Origin of the sequence: Phenylobacterium sp., assembly GCF_004297125.1 — a bacterium.
GTDB lineage: Bacteria > Pseudomonadota > Alphaproteobacteria > Caulobacterales > Caulobacteraceae > Phenylobacterium.
The window spans coordinates 144,850-160,837 of sequence record NZ_SCVD01000040.1; the positions used below are offsets into that span (position 1 = coordinate 144,850).

Genomic DNA, 15,988 nt, shown 5'->3' on the forward strand with positions numbered 1-15,988 from the left:
TGCGGTAGGGGTGCAAGCCGCATAATACAGTATTTACGCAACAAATAACTACACGACGTATAGCCGCTTGTTCCTCGCTATCATGTCGCCACGTTTCAGGAAAGCAATGAAGCGCCTCCTCGTCTCCGCGGCCGTGCTGCCGCTCCTCTACGCCGCCTCCGCTCACGCCGAGACAAAGATCTCCACCGCCACCACGGCGCCGGTCAAGACATCGACCGTCGCCAGCGGCCAACCCGACCACATCACCATCGACACGGCGGGCTCCATCGCCCCCACCGTCGCCGGTCCGGCGGTCACGATCGATACGTCCAACGCCGTGGTGAACAACGGCTCGATCACCTTCACCGGGGTCAATGGCGCCACGGGCGTCCAGGTAAACAGCGGCGTCGCGATGGCGCTCGCCAACAACGGCACGATCAGCGTGGCGGAGGACTACACGGCCACCGACACCGACAGCGACGGCGACCTGGACGGCGTCTTTGCCCAAGGGTCGGCCCGGTTCGGCATCCGCGTGCTGTCGCCGGGCGCGATCGGCAGCATCGCCAACGCCGGCACCGTCACCGTCGAAGGCAACGACTCGGGCGCCATCTCGATCGAAGGCCGGCTGACGGGCAGTCTGACCAGCTCGGGCGCGGTGGCCATCGTGGGCGACCGCAGCGTCGGCGTGCGCGCCGATTCCGTGTCGGGCGACGTGAAGATCCTGGGCGCCGTCCAGGCCCAGGGCGAGAGCACGGTCGGCGTCCAGCTTGGCGACGTGGACGGCGCGGTCGTGCTTCAGGGCGCGATCAGCAGCACCGGCTATCGCAGCGCCGACCGGCTGGCCGACGCCGCGCGGGCCAAGCTCGACGCCGACGACCTGAGGCAGGGCGGCGGCGCGGTGCGCATCACCGGCAACGTCGGCAAGGGGATCCTGCTGGACCGCCCGCCGACCGACAGCAGCACCACCGACACCGACGAGGACAAGGACGGCATCGCCGACGCCTCCGAGAGCACGGCCACGATCGCGTCCTACGGCGCGGCTCCCGCCATCGACATCGGCGGCGCCGGCGCGACGACCATCGGCGTGGTCGGGACGGGCGACCTGGCATTCGGCTTCGTCAACAAGGGGTCGGTCACAGGTAACGGCGTGAACGATGGCATCGCGGGTACGGGTCTGCGCATCGGCCAGGTCGGCGGAGGCGTGGTCACCGTCCAGGGCGGGATCAACAATATCGCCGGCGCCACCATCGTCGGCCGTGCGTATCTGGCGCAGTCGACCGGTGTCCTGCTCAATTCCAACGCCGTGGTCCCCGTGCTGCGCAACGCCGGTTCGGTCGGCGCGGAGCAGAACGGCGGCCTGCACGATGCGCGCGCCATCGTCGACCTCTCGGGCACGCTGGCGCTGGTGGAGAATTCTGGGATCATCCGCGCCGTCGTCAATCCGGCGACCGGCGTCACCCAGACCGGCAAGACCATCGCCATCGACCTGTCGGCCAACACCGCCGGCGCGACGGTCCGCCAGGCCAAGGTGAACACCACCGACGCCCCCGCCATCGGCGGTGACGTGCTCTTCGGCGCCGGGGACGACCGCCTGGAACTGCTGGCCGGAACCTTCGCCGGGACCATGAGCTTCGGGGCCGGCGCCGACAGCCTGGTCGTGGACGGCGGCGCGACCGCGGCGGGTCGCATCTCCGACAGCGACGGCCGCCTCGGCATCGACGTGCGCGACGGCCGCCTGGCCATGACCAACACCGAGACGGTGACGGTCACGTCGCTGAACCTGGGCGCCAAGGGCGTGCTGGCGGTCAGCGTCGACCCGACGGTCACCAACACCCGCCTGAACGTCACCGGCGCGGCCACCGTGGCCACCGGCGCACAGGTGGACGTGACGCTGACGGCGATCTCGCGCGGGTCGCAGTCGTTCCAGATCGTCCAGGCCCAGAGCCTGACCGTGGGCCAGGCCGGCGCGACGCTGGCCGGGGCGCCGTTCCTGTACAACGCCAGCCTGCGGGCGGACACGACGGCGGGCGCGCTCTATGTCGACCTGCGGCCGAAGACGGCCACCGAGTTGGGGCTGAACCGCTCCGGCTCCCAGGCCTACGACGCGGTTTTCGCCTCGCTCGACAAGGACGACGCGATCGAACAAGCCTTCCTGGGGCAGCAGACCCAGGCCGGGTTCCAGGGCCTGTACGACCAGATGCTGCCCGACCACTCCGGCGGCGTGCTGATGTCCGCGGCCGCGATCTCGTCGGCGGTGTCGGGCGCGGTGGCCGTGCCCATGGCCATCGACCGCTCGTCGGGGACCGCCATGTGGGCCCAGGAGGTCGCCTTCAACATCCGCCGCGACAAGGATGACGCCGCAGGCTTCAAGAGCCAGGGCTTCGGTTTCGCCGCCGGCATGGACCTGCAGGGCGAGGCCACGGCCCTGGGCGCCAACGTCAGCTTCGTCACCACCGACGTGAAGGACCGCGGCGCCGCCGCGGGCGAACAGATCTCGATGAACCTGTTCGGCGCCGGCCTCTACTGGCGCCTGGACGGCGGTCCGCTGCAGGCGGCCGTGCGCGGCGGCGTGGGCTATGCCTTCTTCGACGGCGACCGGCGGCTGGAGAGCCCCACGCTCAGCCTGCGGGCGGATTCCAAGTGGAACGCCTGGATGGTCGACGCCTACGCAGGCGCCTCTTACGAGATCCGGATGGGCGGCTTCTACGCGCGCCCCGAGCTGTCGGCGAGTTACCTGCGGCTGGCCGAGGACGGCTACAAGGAGAAGAACGGCGGCGCGGGCTTCAACCTGATCGTCGACAAGCGCACGGGCGACATGCTGACCGGGGAGGCGCTGCTGGCCCTGGGCTGGAAGTTCGGCGACGAGACCTACTTCGCGCCCGAGATCAAGGCGGGCTATCGCGGCAAGCTGGCCGGCGGGCCCGCCAGCACCACGGCCCATTTCGAGGGCGGCGCCGATTTCACCCTGGATCCGGAGGACGTCTTCAAGGGCGGCGCGGTGGTCCGGGCCGGCTTCCGCGGCGGCGCGGCGCGGGTGGTCTACGCGGTCAACGGCGGCGCCACGATGGACAAGGACTACAGGGAATACGACGTCCGCGCGACGGTGCGCTTCCAGTTCTGAGCCATGGCTCGACGGGCCGTGGTTTGCCCACGGCCCGCTTTTTGCCTAGAACCCCCGGCAGTCTGCCGGCCGGTCCCGAGCGGGCACGGCCTCGACCGCGCAGCGGCTGGTGGGAGTTCGAGAAGCGTGGCGTCAGAACGGAAGCCAATCCTGAAAGGGCGCACGCGCCTCGCCGCCGAGGCGGCGATCGTCGCGGCGGCTGGCCTCAGCGCGTTCGCCGTGGCCCACGCCTCGCTGCTGGTTCCGCCGCTTCAGACGCATCCCACCAAGACCCAGGTCGCCCTGACCAGCGCCAGGATGGCGCAGGCCCAGCCGGCGGAGGACGAGGTGCTGATCGCCTTCGAGGAGCCGGTGCCCGGCCATGCGGTGGTCTCGCCGTTCGGCCTGCGCCAGCTGCCCTGGGAGGGCAACGGCCGGCTGCATGAGGGCGTCGACATTTCGGCCGACAGCGGCGTGCCGGTGATCGCCGCCGCCGACGGCGTCGTCGTCGAGGCCGGCGTCAAGGGCGGCTACGGCCGCTACGTCGCCGTGCGCCATGCCGAGCGCCTGACCACCTTCTACGCCCACCTGGGCGGCATCGAAGCCGGGGTTAAGCCGGGCGTGGCTGTGACTGCCGGCATGCCGCTGGGCCGCATCGGCTCGACCGGCACGTCCACCGGCCCGCACCTGCACTTCGAGATCCGCGACGCCCAGCAACGCCCGCTGGACCCGTCCATGTTCCTGGGCAAGGCCTTCGCCGAGGCCGGCGACCTGCCGCTGGACAAGGCCAAGCGCTACTCGGGCCGGGTCCGCATGGCCTATGTGTCCTTCATCCCCGAGAGCAAGCGGGCGCTGATGGACGCCCGCGACGGGAGCTCGCTCACCGTCCGCCGCAAGACGACGGACGCCCAGGACCTCGCCGCCGCGGAGCGCAACCTGCAGAGCCAGATGCGCGACACCGCCAAGCGCGAGAAGATCGACGGGATGAAGGAACTGTCCATCGGGCCCGATGGCCGCCCGCGCGCGCAGCTGAACCTTTGAGCCGATACCGCGGCGAGAAGGTCGACATTGGCGGCCGCAGCCTGCGCATCGTCCGTGCGGGGCCGGCGGCCGGCGCGGCGCCCCTGATCGTCTGCGAGCACGGCGCGTTCGGCTGCGCCTCGGATTGGGCGGTCGTGCAGGAAAAGCTCGCGGCCAGGGGCCTGCGCAGCCTGGCCTATGACCGCGCGGGCCTGGGGCACTCCGACGCCGGGCCCGAACCCCGCGACGGGCGCGCGATCAACGACGACCTCGAGGCGCTGCTGGGGGCGCTGGGCGAGATCGGCCCGATCGTGCTGGTGGGCCACTCCATGGGCGGCCTGATGGTGCGGTTATTCGCGCTGGAGCGGGAGCGGCCGCTGGCCGGCCTGGTGCTGGTCGACGCCGTCACCCCGGACGTCTTCAGCCTGCCTGGCGGCTCGAGCGCCATCCGCGGCTTCGGCCGGCTGTTGCAGGGGGTGAGCCACGGCGCGAAGCTGGGCCTGATGGTCCCGGTCTCGTGGATCAGCGGCAACCTGATCGGCCTGCCCGGCGCGGCCGGCGCCGAGAAGCGGCGCATCCACGCCTCGGCGCCCCATGCGCATGGGGCGGCGGCCGAGGTGATCCAGTGGCCGGAGACCTCGCGCATGGCCGGGGCGGTGGAGCTGCCGCCCGACCTGCCGGTGGCGGTGGTGACCGCGGGGCCGCATCGCGGGCGCGGGCCGCTGAAGGCCATCCAGGAAAAGCCCGCGAAACAGTCGCGCGCCGGCTTCATCGAGCACGTCGAGCCTTCGAACCACGCCAACCTGCTGGGCCCCCGCTACGCCGACGCGATCCTGCGCGGCGTGGAGCACGTGCTTCAGTCCGGCTCGCGCTGAACCAGGCCTGCGGCGGCCCGCAGGCGCTCGCCCACCAGGCTGTCCAGGCCCGCCAGCGTGACCGCGCCGTCCGCATCGACGTGGGCGGGCAGGGCGCCGCGGGCGGCCGCCGGAAAACCCCGAACCGTCTCCTGCTGCGCCGGCGACAGGCGGCGCGTGAGGCCCGCAAGGCGGCGGACCTCATGGCCCGACGGGATCTCGAAACGGCCGTCCCAGACGCCGGGGGGATGCAGGGGCGCAAAACCTCCGCGCGCCGCCTCGCCCGGCTCACGGAAGACCTGGATGGTCATGGCGTCGGCCTCGATCCGCGCGCCGGCCAGGGTGGCTACGAACGGCCTGGAGCGCCGTAGGGCGTCGGCGGCTCGGGCGACGCGGGCGGACGCAGGCAGGCGCTCCCCGCCCCCGGCGCAGACCGCCGCCAGGGCGACGAAGCGGTGCGCGTCGCTAGGCGCCGCGGCCTTGAAGTCGGCGCGCGACAGAGAGATGACGCCCGCCCGTTCAGCCGCCAGCATGGCGAGCGCCAGGGGCGCCTCGGCGCGGACCGGCGGCGCGTGGCCGGCGCCGGCCATGCGGACGCGGCTGCGGGCGTAGCGAGGATCGCTGTTGGCCGGGTCGTCGATCCAGGTCTTGCCGCGGGCGGCGAGCCATTCGCGCAGTTCGGCCCGGCCGGCCGCCAACAGCGGGCGCAGCAGGAACAGCCCGCGCCCCTCCGGCCAGACGGGCGACGGCGACCAGGGACGCGGACCGGGCGTCGTGGCGCCGGCGGCGCGCATGGCCGCCGCCTCCGCGACATCGTCGGCGGTGTGGCCCAGCAGGATCACCCGCGCGCCGGCCTCACGCGCGGCCGTGGCCAGCAGGCGATGGCGGGCGAGGCGCGCGGCGGCGGGCAGTCCGGCGGCGGGCTTGTCGCCGGACCAGGCCAGGGCGCGGAACGGGCGTCCGAGACGCTCGGCGGTGGTTGCACAGGCGTCCGTCCAGGCGGCGCTGCCGGCCTGCAGGCCGTGGTCCACGGTGAGGACGACCAGCTCGCGCCCCGCCTCGCGCGCCCAGGCGTCGGCGATCAGCGTCAGGGCGAGGGAGTCGCCGCCGCCGGACAGGCCCACGGCCAGGGGACGGCGGCCGTCACGTCGAAGATGGTGGTCGAAGGCTTGGCGGGCGGCCGCCTCTAGGCCGCGCACTTGGCCTGGGTGCGGGTGGCGGCCGCCCGGCTGGCGATGTTGGGCGGGGCCTTGGGGTAACGGCGGGCGAACTCGGCCAGGGTCTGGCAAGCGTCGGAAGGCTTCTTCAGCGCCACGAGCGAGCGCGCCAGCTCCACCACGGCGTCAGGCGCCCAGGCGGTCTGCGGCCAGCCCCGGATCGCGCCGATATAGGCCTGCGCGGCGTTGGCGTGGGCGCCGCGGACGCTCAGCGTCTTGCCCCACCAGTAGCGCGCCTCCGCCGTCTTCGGCGCGTCGGGATAGATCTCGACGTAGTTCGCGAAGGCGGCTTCCGCCCCGTCGTAGTCGCCGGCCAGCATCAGTTGCCGGGCCTGGGCGAAGTCCTTGGCCGGGTCGCCGGGCGGGGCGGGCGGGGGTGGGACGCCGCCCAGGGTGTCCGCCGGCGGCGGGGCCTCGGTCGCGGCCATCTTGCCTTCCAGCGCGGTCAGGCGGTCGGTCAGCGCCTGGACCTGGGTCTTCAGCGCCGCGTTGTCCCGCTTGGTCTGGTCCAGCTCCCGCGTCGCGCCCTCGAGCGAGCCGTTCACGCCGCGCAGGGTCTGTTCCAGGTCGCCCAGCTTGTCGGCCATCTCGGCCATGCGTGCGTCGGTGTCGGCCGGCTGCACCACCACGGGCTTCCCGCTGTCGCGCAGCTGGAAGACGATGGCGCGCAGCTCGCGCACCACCTTCTCCATCCGCTCCACGCGCTTGGCGTCGCGCGCGTCGAGCGGATCCGGCTGGCCGGCCGGCGGCAGGGGCGTCTGTGAGATCGCCGGGCCAGCCGTCCCGAGGACGGCCAGCGCCAGCAACATTACAGGGAAGCGGCGTGCGCGCATGAAGGCCTAGCGCGCGCCCGAGACGATGGCCGTCCGCGCGTTACGGTTCTTCTGCCAGGACTCCTCGCCGCTGCCGGTGTCGATCGGCTGTTCCTTGCCGAACGAGATGGTGGAGATCCGCCCGCCCGTGACGCCCTGGCCGACCAGGAAGTCGCGCACCGAGTTGGCGCGCCGGGCGCCGAGCGCCAGGTTGTATTCCCGCGTGCCGCGTTCGTCCGCGTTGCCTTCGATGCGCACGACGACGCTGGGGTAGCGGCGCAGCCACTCGCTCTGGGCGGTCAGCAGCGGACGGGCGTCCTCGCGGATGTCATGGCTGTCGGTGTCGAAGTAGACCCGGTCGCCGACGTTGACGATGAAGTCCTGGGTCGAACCGGGGAGGGCTCCCACGGGCTGGCCGCTGACCGGGCCGGTGCTGGGCGGCAACGGGGTCGACGGGCCGGTGGACGATGGGGGCGTCTGCGTCGGGAAGCTGGGCTTCGGCTTGCTCTGGCAGGCCGCGAGCGAGGCGGCGGCCGTCGCGATCAGGGCCAGGCGCAGGACGGTGCTCCCGGTGAAGCTTCGGACCATGTACGTCTCCTCGAGCGTTGAGTTGCAAATCATTTGCAGGGTCTATCGGGCGGGATTGCGGCGCAAGTCTAGTTGAGCAAAGGCGACCAGGCGGGGTCCGACCCTGCGCCAGGGTAAGGCATCGGCTGAAGGATTCGCCCAGTGACATCCACACTCCATAACTTGGGCGGGCCCCCTGGGGTTTCACGCGAGAACATAAGAACTCGACCGTTGGGCGCCCAGGTCGGGCCTTCGTCCAGGTAGCTGGAGGTCAAGAGGCGCTCGTCGGAACCGTCCGGACGCATGACCCCGATGTGGAATTCGCCGCCGGTTTGTTTGGTGAAAGCAATGAATTCGCCGGTCGGGCTCCAGACCGGCGTGGTGTAGCGGCCGCCCCCGCCGGAGATGCGCCGCGCGCCCGAGCCGTCGGCCCCCATCACGTAGAGTTGCGGCGAACCAGCCCGGTCCGAGTTGAAGACGATCCTGGATCCGTCCGGGGAGAACGAGCCCGAAGTGTCGATCGCCGGGTCGGTGGTGAGCCGCGTGGAGGTGCGGCTGGCCAGGTTCATGACATAGATGTCGCTGTTGCCGGCGCGCTCGACCGAGAACACCACCTTGCCGCCGTCGGGCGAGAACCGCGGCGAGAACACCATGCCCTGGAAGGTGCCCAGGCTCTCGCGCCGGCCGCTCTCCAGGTTGAAGAGATAGACCGTGGACGAGTCCTGCTTCAGCGACATGTAGGTGATCTCCTGGCTGTTCGAGGAGAACCGGGGCGTCATGACGATGCTGTCGCCGGAGGTCAGGTAACTGGGATTGGCGCCGTCCTGGTCCATGATCGCCAGGCGCTTGGTGACCTGCCCCCGGGCGCCGCTCTCGGCGACGAACACCACGCGGGTGTCGAAATAGCCCTTCTCGCCGGTCAGCCGCTCGTAGACGGCGTCGGAGATCTTGTGGGCGACCTTGCGCCAGCTTTCCGGGCTGGCGGTGAACTGCAGGCCCAGCAGCTGCTGCTCGGCGAAGACGTCCCAGAGGCGGAAGTCGACACGAAGCTTGCCGCCTTCGACCGTGACCTGGCCGTTCACCAGCGCCTGGGCGTTGATGGTCTTCCAGTCGGCGAACCGCGGCTGGACGTTGGCGGTCAGGCCCTTCTCGATGAAACTGTTGGGGTCCAGCGGCCGGAACAGGCCCGAGCGCTGCAGATTGGCGGAGATCACCTGGCTGATGTCGCCGCCCACCTGGCCGCCGCCGAAGGCCGGCACGGCGATGGGCAGGGGCTGGACGTCGCCGCGGTTGACGTTGACCTCGATCTCCGCGCGGGCGGGCTGGGCGATCGCCACGGCCGTGATCGCGCAGAGCAGGGTGAACAGCAGGGCCGCCGCCCGCGAGGGAAGAGTCTGGCGCGTGGGCAGGCTCCGGGCTTGGGTCATCACGTGCAGGCCTCTCGGGCGTTGAAATTGACGGCGATGCGGTCGCCATAGAATTCGCGGGGCAGGCCGCGGAACGGCGCGGCGGCGTAGACGGCGCGCACGGCGCGGTCGGCGGCCGCCTGGGCCACGGGGGTCCGCGCGCCCTGGATTTGGGCGGCGACATCGCCCACCACCTGGCCGCCGATGCCCATCTGGAAGATCACCCGCACGACCACGTTGCGGCCGCCCTCCACGTCGCAGTTGGGATTCCAGCGGCGCTGAAGCTCTTCGGCCAACCCCTGCATGGCGGCCCCGGCGGCCAGGCCGGTCCCCAGGGTCTGGCGCGCGACCGGAGCCGTCTCGGCGCGGGTCTGGCCCTTGGCGGCGGCGGAGGGTCGCTGCGGGGCGTTGCGGGCCGGCGCCTTCAGGCTGGCGGAGAGCGCGTCGAGGTCGAAGCTCTTCTCGGCGGGCTTGGCTGGGGTCTTGACCGCGGGCGCGGGCTTCGGAGCGGGGGTCGGGGCGGCCTTCGGCGTCGGGGGTGGCGGCGCCGGCGTGGGAGGCGGCGGCGCGGGTTCGGGCGGCGCCTCGGCCACCGGCTCCTCGGTCGCCGCTTCCTGGGTCTCGGGGCCCTGCTCGGCGGGGCGGGTGTCGGTGTCGGGCGCAGTGGAGACGATGGTCACGGGCACCACCGAGCCCACCTTCAGGTCGCGGTTGCCCCAGGTGATCATGAAGGCGGCCGCCACCGCGACGTGCAGGCCGATGGAGCCCAGCGCCGCCGGAGAGACCTCGATGCGCCTGGCGCTGGCCCGGCTCACGGAGCGGCCTCCTCCTTGTCCGTCGCCCCGGACGAGGGGCCGCCGGTCTCGGTGATCAGGTTGATCGAGGTGAAGCCCGAGGTGGAGAGCGAGGCCATCACCCGGGCGACGATCTCATAGCTGGCCTTGCCGTCGGCTCGCACATAGATCGGCCGCGTGCTGTCGGAGGCCATCTCCTTCAGGCGCGGCGCCAGGTTGGCGAAGGGGACCTCGTTCTCGCCGACGTAGATGCGTCCGTCGGCGCGGATGGAGAGCGTGATGGGGTCGGGCACGTCCTGCATGGCGCCGGCCTCGGTCTTGGGCAGCTCGACCGGAACCCCGGCCGTGAGCAGCGGCGCCGAGATCATGAAGATGATCAGCAGCACCAGCATCACGTCCACCAGCGGCGTGACGTTGATCTCGGAAAGCGCGCCGCGGCGGCCGCGGCCGTAGCGACGGCGCCGCTTGGAGCCGCCCGCCGCGAAGGCGTCGTTGGCCGACAGCGCCATGCTTCAGCCCCCCGCCAGACGCCGCTGGATGGCCGTGGAGAGGTCGTCGGCGAAGCTTTCCAGCCGGCCCGAGTACTTCCCCGCGGCGGTCGAGTAGGCATTGTACGCCACGTACGCCGGGATCGCCGCGGCCAGGCCGATGGCGGTGGCGAGCAGCGCTTCGGCGATCGAGGGGGCCACGATGGCCAGCGAGGTGTTCTTCTGGATGGCGATGGCCTGGAACGACCGCATGATACCCCAGACCGTGCCGAACAGCCCCACGAAAGGCGACGCGGTGGCGACGATGGCCAGGACGCCCAGGCCGGCTTCCACGCGGGCGCTCTCGCGGGCGATGGTGGCGTCGAGGTGCCGGTCGATGCGCTGGATCAGGAAGGCGGTCTGGCCCTCGCTGGCGGACCCCTTCACGCGGGCGTCGCGCCACTCCTTCAGCGCGCCCTGCAGCATGCGGGGCAGGGCGTGGGCGGGGCGTTCGCCGGCGTCGGCGGCCACGTCTTCCAGGCTGCGGCCGGAGGCGACGGAGTCCTCGAACTTGTCGGCCTGGCGGTTCAGGGCCGCGAACTTGAACATCTTGTCCAGGATGATCGTCCAGGACCACAGCGAGGCGATCGCCAGGCCGATCATGACCAGCTTCACGACCCAGTCGGCGCGGACGAAGATGCTGAGAAGGTCGAAGCTCTCGGGCGTGACGGCGGCGGCCGGGTCCATTGGGTCTCCTAGTCGTGTCCGGTCGTGGTTGGCGGGGTTCGGTGGCGATCTTATGGCGTGGCGAAGTAGGGCCTGAGCAGATCGACCATGTCGCGCGGCGGTCTTATGGCCCGGCCCTTCATGTCGATGCACACGGCCTGGACCTGAGCCGCGGCGATCAGTTCGTCGCCTCGGGTGATGCGCTGGCTGACCAGCAGGCGCGGTCCCTTCACGTCGTCATAGGTCGTACGGACCACCAGCGCATCGTCCACCCGGGCGGCGCGTTTGTAGTCCAGCTCGATGCGAACGATGGTGAAGGCCGTGGGTTCCGGCAATGCCAGCAGGGCGCTGTGGCTGATGCCCACCACGCGGAAGAAGTCGCTCCGCCCGCGCTCGAAATAGCGCAGGTAGTTGGCGTGGTAGACCATGCCGGTGAAGTCGGTGTCCTCGTAATAGATCCGCACCGGCAGGCAGTGCTCGCGGCCTTCCAGCCAGCCGGATGAGGGCTCGCTCATTCGAACAGGTCCCCGCCGCCAGTGGGGATGGACTTGGGCGCCGCCAGGCCCAGGTGGCTGTAGGCCTTGGCGCAGGCCATGCGGCCGCGAGGCGTGCGCTGGATGAAGCCCTGCTGCAGCAGGAACGGCTCGATGACGTCCTCGACCGCGTCGCGGGCCTCGGCGATCGCATAGGCCAGGGTCTCCACGCCCGCGGGACCGCCGGCGTAGTTCTCGATCAGGGCGCGCAGGTAGCGGCGGTCCAGCGCGTCCAGGCCGTGCTCGTCCACGTCCAGGCGGGCCAGGGCCGAGGCGGCGGCCTTGCGGTCGATGACGTCGGCGCCATCGGCGGCGGCGAAGTCCCGGACCCGGCGCAGCAGGCGTCCGGCCACGCGCGGCGTGCCGCGGGCCCGGGTGGCGATCTCGGCCGCGCCGTCGGGGGACAGGTTGGTCCCCATCTTCACCGAGGCGCCCAGCAGCACCTTCTGCAGCTCGGCGTGGGTGTAGAACTCCAGCCGGATCGGGATGCCGAAGCGGTCGCGCAGCGGGGTGGCCAGCAGGCCCGCCCGCGTGGTCGCGGCGACCAGGGTGAAGGGCGCCAGGTCGATGCGGATCGAGCGCGCCGACGGCCCTTCGCCGATCATCAGGTCCAGGACGTGGTCCTCCATGGCCGGGTAGAGGATCTCCTCCACATTGGCCGGCAGGCGGTGGATCTCGTCGATGAAGAGGACGTCGCGGGGTTCGAGGTTGGTCAGGATCGCGGCCAGGTCGCCGGCCTTGGCCAGCACCGGCCCGGAGGTGGCGCGGAAGTTCACCCCCAGCTCGCGGGCGACGATCTGGGCGAGCGTGGTCTTGCCCAGGCCCGGCGGCCCGAACAGCAGCACGTGGTCCAGGGCCTCCTCGCGCTGCTTGGCGGCCTCGATGAAGACGCGGAGGTTCCCCTTGGCCTGCTCCTGGCCCACGAACTCGGCGAGGGTCTGCGGCCTGAGCGCCTTGTCCGCCGGCTCGAAAGGCTGCGGCTCGCCGGAGATGATGCGGGTCACCGCCCCAGCTCCTGCAGGGCGGCCTTGATCAGGGCGGGCGGCTCGGCGTCTTCGCCCAGGCGGATGGCGGCGGCTTCGACCACGCGGCGGGCGGCGGGCTCGGCGACGCCCAGGCCCATCAGGGCGGCGACCGCCTCGCCGGAGGCCGAGGCCTTCATGGGCTGGGGCGCGTTGATCTGGCCGTGGAAGGCCGCCACCGGCCCGTCGGTGATCGGCTTGCCCTTGAGCTCGGTGACGATGCGCAGCGCCAGCTTGGGGCCGACGCCGGAGGCGCGGGCCACGGCGGCCCTGTCGTCGCGCGCCACGGCGCCCGCCAGCTCGGCCGGCGGCAGGACGTCCAGCACCGCCAGGGCCGCCTTCGGCCCCACGCCCTGGATGGTGCGCAGCAGGACGAAGGCCTGGCGGTCCTCGCGGGCCAGGAAGCCGTAGAGGGTCAGGCCGGTCTGCTCGCCCCAGTGGCTCTCCACATGCAGCACCGCCTCACCGCCCACCTCGGGTAGGCGCGACAGGGTCCGCGACCCGCAGCGCACGACATAGCCCACGCCCATCACGTCGATGAGCGCTTCTTCCTCGCCGACTTCGGCGACGGCGCCGCGCAGGCGTCCGATCATGTGCGAATCACGTTCGGCATGTGTTCTGGAGGAGTACCGCAGCGCGGACTCTCAGGGAACAATGCGGAGCTTATGCAGCGGGCGGCTGGGGGGCCGCCCGCCGTTGTCGGCCTCAGGCCACGAGGCCCCGGCGCTGGCGCAGGGCGGCGCCCATGCCGAAGAAGCCCAGGATCATCATCGCCCAGGTCGCCGGCTCCGGCACGCCGCCGACGTCGGCGCCGATGACCGTGAGCGCGAAGCCGGTGGAGTCGTAGGTGTAGTTGCCGGCCGCCCCGAGGGTGAAGCTGACGCGCTGGCCGGCGGCCAGGTCGGCGTCGAAGCCGAAACTGCGCGAGCCGCCGATGAAGGTGTCGGCGAACTGCTGGGTGGTCCCCACATAGCCCGCGATGTCGACGCCGGTCGGCGAGATGTCATGGGCCTGGTAGCTGCCGGCGAAGCTGTAGAGGCCGGCGGTGGGGGCCACGAACTGCACGACGGTGTCCACGCCGGTGTCGGCGTGCAGGTTCAGGAAGCCCGCCTGGAAGAACGAGCTGCCCGGCGGGTCGTAAGTCCCGTCCACGGCCTTGGCGACGGACGCCTCGCCGTTGCGCACGCAGAAGACGCCGGCCGCGCCGCCGCACTGCGCCTGGGTGGTGGGATAGGCGGTGGCGGTCCCGGCGAAGGCGCCGGTGAAATAGCCGACCGCGAAATTGCCGGTCTGCACCGCCCCGTCCACCAGCTGGAACTGATCGTAGGCCACATAGCTGGCGGCGGTCGCCGGCGCCGCGACGGCGGCGAGCACCCCCGCCGCGATCAAGGATGTCAGAACTCTCATCGTACCTGCCCCGTTGGCTTGGAAATGGGTCACGGACCATTTCGTGTCGGCCAATGGGCTGACGGGATTGGAGATTCCCGCCACGCCGGCGATATTCGGGCGCGGTTCGGCCCGCGTGGTGACCGGGGGTTGAGTATGGCGGACGAGATTCCCCAGGCAGGGACTGCGCCGCTCGCCGTGCGCTTCCTGCGGCCCGCCGCCGAGCTCTCCGGGCTGATCGACGCCTACTACATCCTTGATGCGTGGCGTGCGGTGTCGGACCACCTGTTGGCCGGCCCGGGCAATGTGCGCTTCCAGCTGGCGGGCGAGTGGCGGCTGACCGTGGACGGCGCCCATTCGCCGACGCCGCAGCAGTCGGGGCTGTTCGGCCCCACCGACCGGGCGGCGATCTTCGCCTCCACCGGCCGCGCGATCATGCTGGGGGCGGGGTTGACGCCGGTGGGCTGGGCCAAACTGTTCGACGCCGACGCCAGCGACATGGCCAACCGCGTGCAGACGCTCTCCGACTTCGTGGGCGTGGCCGATGCGGACGGGCTCTATGCCGACCTGATGGCCGCGCCGGACGACCTGGGCATCGCCGCGGTGCTGGACAGCTGGTTCACCGCACGCGCCGCCGCCCGGCCAGACGCCGATCCGCGGGTCGCCGTTCTGGCGCGGGAGCTGCTACAACCCCACGACGACGTGACTTCGCTGGCCGCGGCGGTGGGGGTCTCCGAGCGCACCCTGGACCGCCTGTGCAAGCGGGGGTTCGGCTTCACGCCCAAGCAGTTGCTGCGCCAGAAGCGCTTCCTTCGCACCCTGGAACGCGTGCGCGGCGTCCTGGACCAGCCACTCTCGGGGCTGATCGACGACGGCTATTTCGACCAGGCCCATTTCAACCGAGACTTCCGTCAGTTCATGGGCATGACCCCGACGGAGTACTTCGACTCGCCGAGGGAGATCATGCGCCGCTCGGCCGAGCTGCGGCGCGAGCTGAACGGGCTGGGGTTGCAGGGACTGCACCCGGCGCGGGGGTGAAGGGCGTACCTTCGACCCATTGCTGTCATTGGCGTCCGACAAGATGAATGGCTCGGTTCAGCCCTTCCCGTCATCGCGGCATTCGAGATGATTCAGCGATCAGGAGGAAAGCAGCTTGGAACACCCACCCCAAGTCGGAGACCGCCTCACGGACAAATCCGCACCGCCGGATGACGCGATGATCCGCGACTGGATCGGGCGGGAGGCGTTCGAGCACTGGAGCGCGCTGCGAGACTGGATCGATGCTTCATACCCTGGCGTATTCGCCCCGGACTGGATTTATGGCGGCAAGAAACACGGCTGGTCGCTGCGCTATAAGAAATCCAAAGCTTTCTGCACGTTTGTGCCCGAATACCGGGCGTTCTCGGTCGTGGTCGTGTTGGGAGCGGCAGAGAGGGAAAAAACCGAGGCGCAGCGCGACACACTGAGTCCTCGCCTCATGGCGCTTTATGACGAGGCCGAAACGTATCGCGATGGCAAATGGCTGAAGATCGGGATTTCCTCCGCAGCGGAACGACGAGACGTGACGGAACTCCTGGGGCTCAAACGCCCGCGCCGCGCAATTCCCTGAGGCCCTGACGGCAGTTAGGTCCGCAATTCGGCCGTTCCGCGTGCCAGCGTTGGACGATCGCTCCCCACCCTGTTGCTGCCGTTCGGGACGTCCGCTGACGATAGGGTTTGCGGGCGTCCGTCTTTCGTCGCGGTGTCATCGATCGCCGTGATGTTCACTAAATGTTCACATTCTGGTCGCGTCGCGCTACACTCCGCCCATGCCTCACTCCCCACGCCCAAACGCCGTCCGCACCCTTGCGCCGCAGCCCCATCCGCGCGGCATCTATGCGTCGAAGTATGACCCCGAGCTGGCGGCGCGGATCTGTGAGCGGCTGGCGGCGGGGGAGAGCCTGAGGTCGATCTGTCGGGCGGACAAGGCGATGCCGACCGAGAGCTGAGGACCTACGCGAAGTCGATGCGGGCGCTGGCGAAGATCGAGACCCGGGCGCTTCGGCGATGCGCGCAGATCGCGCCCAGGACCTATGCGTCCGGGCCGTATGGGCCGGAGACGCGGG

At 71.0% G+C, this 15,988-nt stretch carries 17 protein-coding genes; 6 read left to right on the forward strand and 11 right to left on the reverse strand.

Annotation, left to right across the window (positions count from 1 at the left end; translation table 11 throughout):
- Positions 1-106 precede the first annotated feature (106 nt).
- The 3 genes from EPO51_RS27235 (at position 107) to EPO51_RS27245 (ending at position 4,974) form a co-directional block, all read left to right on the forward strand.
- Positions 107-3,100, forward strand: a complete 2,994-nt coding sequence (locus EPO51_RS27235) for an autotransporter outer membrane beta-barrel domain-containing protein (RefSeq protein ID WP_293357314.1) — start codon at positions 107-109, stop codon at positions 3,098-3,100.
- Positions 3,101-3,226: 126 nt separating this feature from the next.
- Positions 3,227-4,120, forward strand: coding sequence for a M23 family metallopeptidase (locus EPO51_RS27240; RefSeq protein ID WP_293357316.1), 894 nt, complete (start codon positions 3,227-3,229; stop codon positions 4,118-4,120).
- Positions 4,117-4,974, forward strand: a complete 858-nt coding sequence (locus tag EPO51_RS27245) for an alpha/beta fold hydrolase (RefSeq protein ID WP_293357318.1) — start codon at positions 4,117-4,119, stop codon at positions 4,972-4,974. The genes EPO51_RS27240 and EPO51_RS27245 overlap by 4 nt, the downstream gene beginning before the upstream one ends.
- Here the strand turns inward: EPO51_RS27245 and tilS are convergent.
- The 11 genes from tilS to EPO51_RS27300 form a co-directional block, all read right to left on the reverse strand.
- The gene (gene tilS / locus EPO51_RS27250; RefSeq protein WP_293357320.1) at positions 4,956-6,152 is read right to left on the reverse strand and encodes a tRNA lysidine(34) synthetase TilS; all 1,197 of its coding nucleotides are present in this window, start codon (positions 6,150-6,152) and stop codon (positions 4,956-4,958) included. The two genes, EPO51_RS27245 and tilS, sit on opposite strands and share 19 nt — an antisense overlap.
- A complete protein-coding gene (ybgF, locus tag EPO51_RS27255) occupies positions 6,140-7,003 on the reverse strand; it encodes a tol-pal system protein YbgF (protein ID WP_293357322.1) in 864 nt (287 codons plus the stop codon). The genes tilS and ybgF overlap by 13 nt, the downstream gene beginning before the upstream one ends.
- Before the next feature lie 6 nt (positions 7,004-7,009).
- Positions 7,010-7,570 (reverse strand): peptidoglycan-associated lipoprotein Pal, encoded by a 561-nt coding sequence (gene pal, locus EPO51_RS27260; protein ID WP_293357324.1) that lies wholly within the window; start codon positions 7,568-7,570, stop codon positions 7,010-7,012.
- A gap of 68 nt (positions 7,571-7,638) precedes the next feature.
- Entirely contained in the window at positions 7,639-8,976 is a 1,338-nt protein-coding gene (tolB, locus tag EPO51_RS27265) for a Tol-Pal system beta propeller repeat protein TolB (protein ID WP_293357326.1), read from the reverse strand.
- On the reverse strand, positions 8,976-9,770 hold the full coding sequence (locus EPO51_RS27270) for an energy transducer TonB (RefSeq protein ID WP_293357328.1): 795 nt from the start codon (positions 9,768-9,770) through the stop codon (positions 8,976-8,978). The genes tolB and EPO51_RS27270 overlap by 1 nt, the downstream gene beginning before the upstream one ends.
- Positions 9,767-10,258, reverse strand: coding sequence for an ExbD/TolR family protein (locus tag EPO51_RS27275; protein WP_293357330.1), 492 nt, complete (start codon positions 10,256-10,258; stop codon positions 9,767-9,769). Before EPO51_RS27275 ends, EPO51_RS27270 begins: the two co-directional genes overlap by 4 nt.
- Before the next feature lie 3 nt (positions 10,259-10,261).
- The gene (tolQ, locus tag EPO51_RS27280) at positions 10,262-10,963 is read right to left on the reverse strand and encodes a protein TolQ (RefSeq protein ID WP_293357332.1); all 702 of its coding nucleotides are present in this window, start codon (positions 10,961-10,963) and stop codon (positions 10,262-10,264) included.
- Between the two features lie 50 nt (positions 10,964-11,013).
- A complete protein-coding gene (locus tag EPO51_RS27285; RefSeq protein ID WP_293357334.1) occupies positions 11,014-11,457 on the reverse strand; it encodes a YbgC/FadM family acyl-CoA thioesterase in 444 nt (147 codons plus the stop codon).
- Positions 11,454-12,479 carry a Holliday junction branch migration DNA helicase RuvB gene (gene ruvB, locus EPO51_RS27290; protein WP_293357336.1) on the reverse strand — a complete coding sequence of 342 codons (1,026 nt, stop codon included), beginning with the start codon at positions 12,477-12,479 and terminating at the stop codon, positions 11,454-11,456. The genes EPO51_RS27285 and ruvB overlap by 4 nt, the downstream gene beginning before the upstream one ends.
- Positions 12,476-13,090, reverse strand: a complete 615-nt coding sequence (ruvA, locus tag EPO51_RS27295; protein WP_293357338.1) for a Holliday junction branch migration protein RuvA — start codon at positions 13,088-13,090, stop codon at positions 12,476-12,478. The genes ruvB and ruvA overlap by 4 nt, the downstream gene beginning before the upstream one ends.
- A 112-nt stretch (positions 13,091-13,202) precedes the next feature.
- The gene (locus EPO51_RS27300; protein WP_293357340.1) at positions 13,203-13,904 is read right to left on the reverse strand and encodes a PEPxxWA-CTERM sorting domain-containing protein; all 702 of its coding nucleotides are present in this window, start codon (positions 13,902-13,904) and stop codon (positions 13,203-13,205) included.
- A 135-nt stretch (positions 13,905-14,039) separates the two neighbouring features.
- Between EPO51_RS27300 and EPO51_RS27305 the strand changes: the two genes are divergently transcribed.
- The 3 genes from EPO51_RS27305 to EPO51_RS28120 all read left to right on the forward strand — a co-directional run bounded on the left by EPO51_RS27305 (position 14,040) and on the right by EPO51_RS28120 (position 15,871).
- Entirely contained in the window at positions 14,040-14,921 is an 882-nt protein-coding gene (locus EPO51_RS27305; protein ID WP_293357342.1) for an AraC family transcriptional regulator, read from the forward strand.
- A 115-nt stretch (positions 14,922-15,036) separates the two neighbouring features.
- Positions 15,037-15,492 carry a DUF3788 domain-containing protein gene (locus EPO51_RS27310; protein ID WP_293357344.1) on the forward strand — a complete coding sequence of 152 codons (456 nt, stop codon included), beginning with the start codon at positions 15,037-15,039 and terminating at the stop codon, positions 15,490-15,492.
- Between the two features lie 199 nt (positions 15,493-15,691).
- Positions 15,692-15,871, forward strand: a complete 180-nt coding sequence (locus tag EPO51_RS28120; RefSeq protein WP_363201534.1) for a terminase small subunit-like protein — start codon at positions 15,692-15,694, stop codon at positions 15,869-15,871.
- Positions 15,872-15,988: the final 117 nt, after the last annotated feature.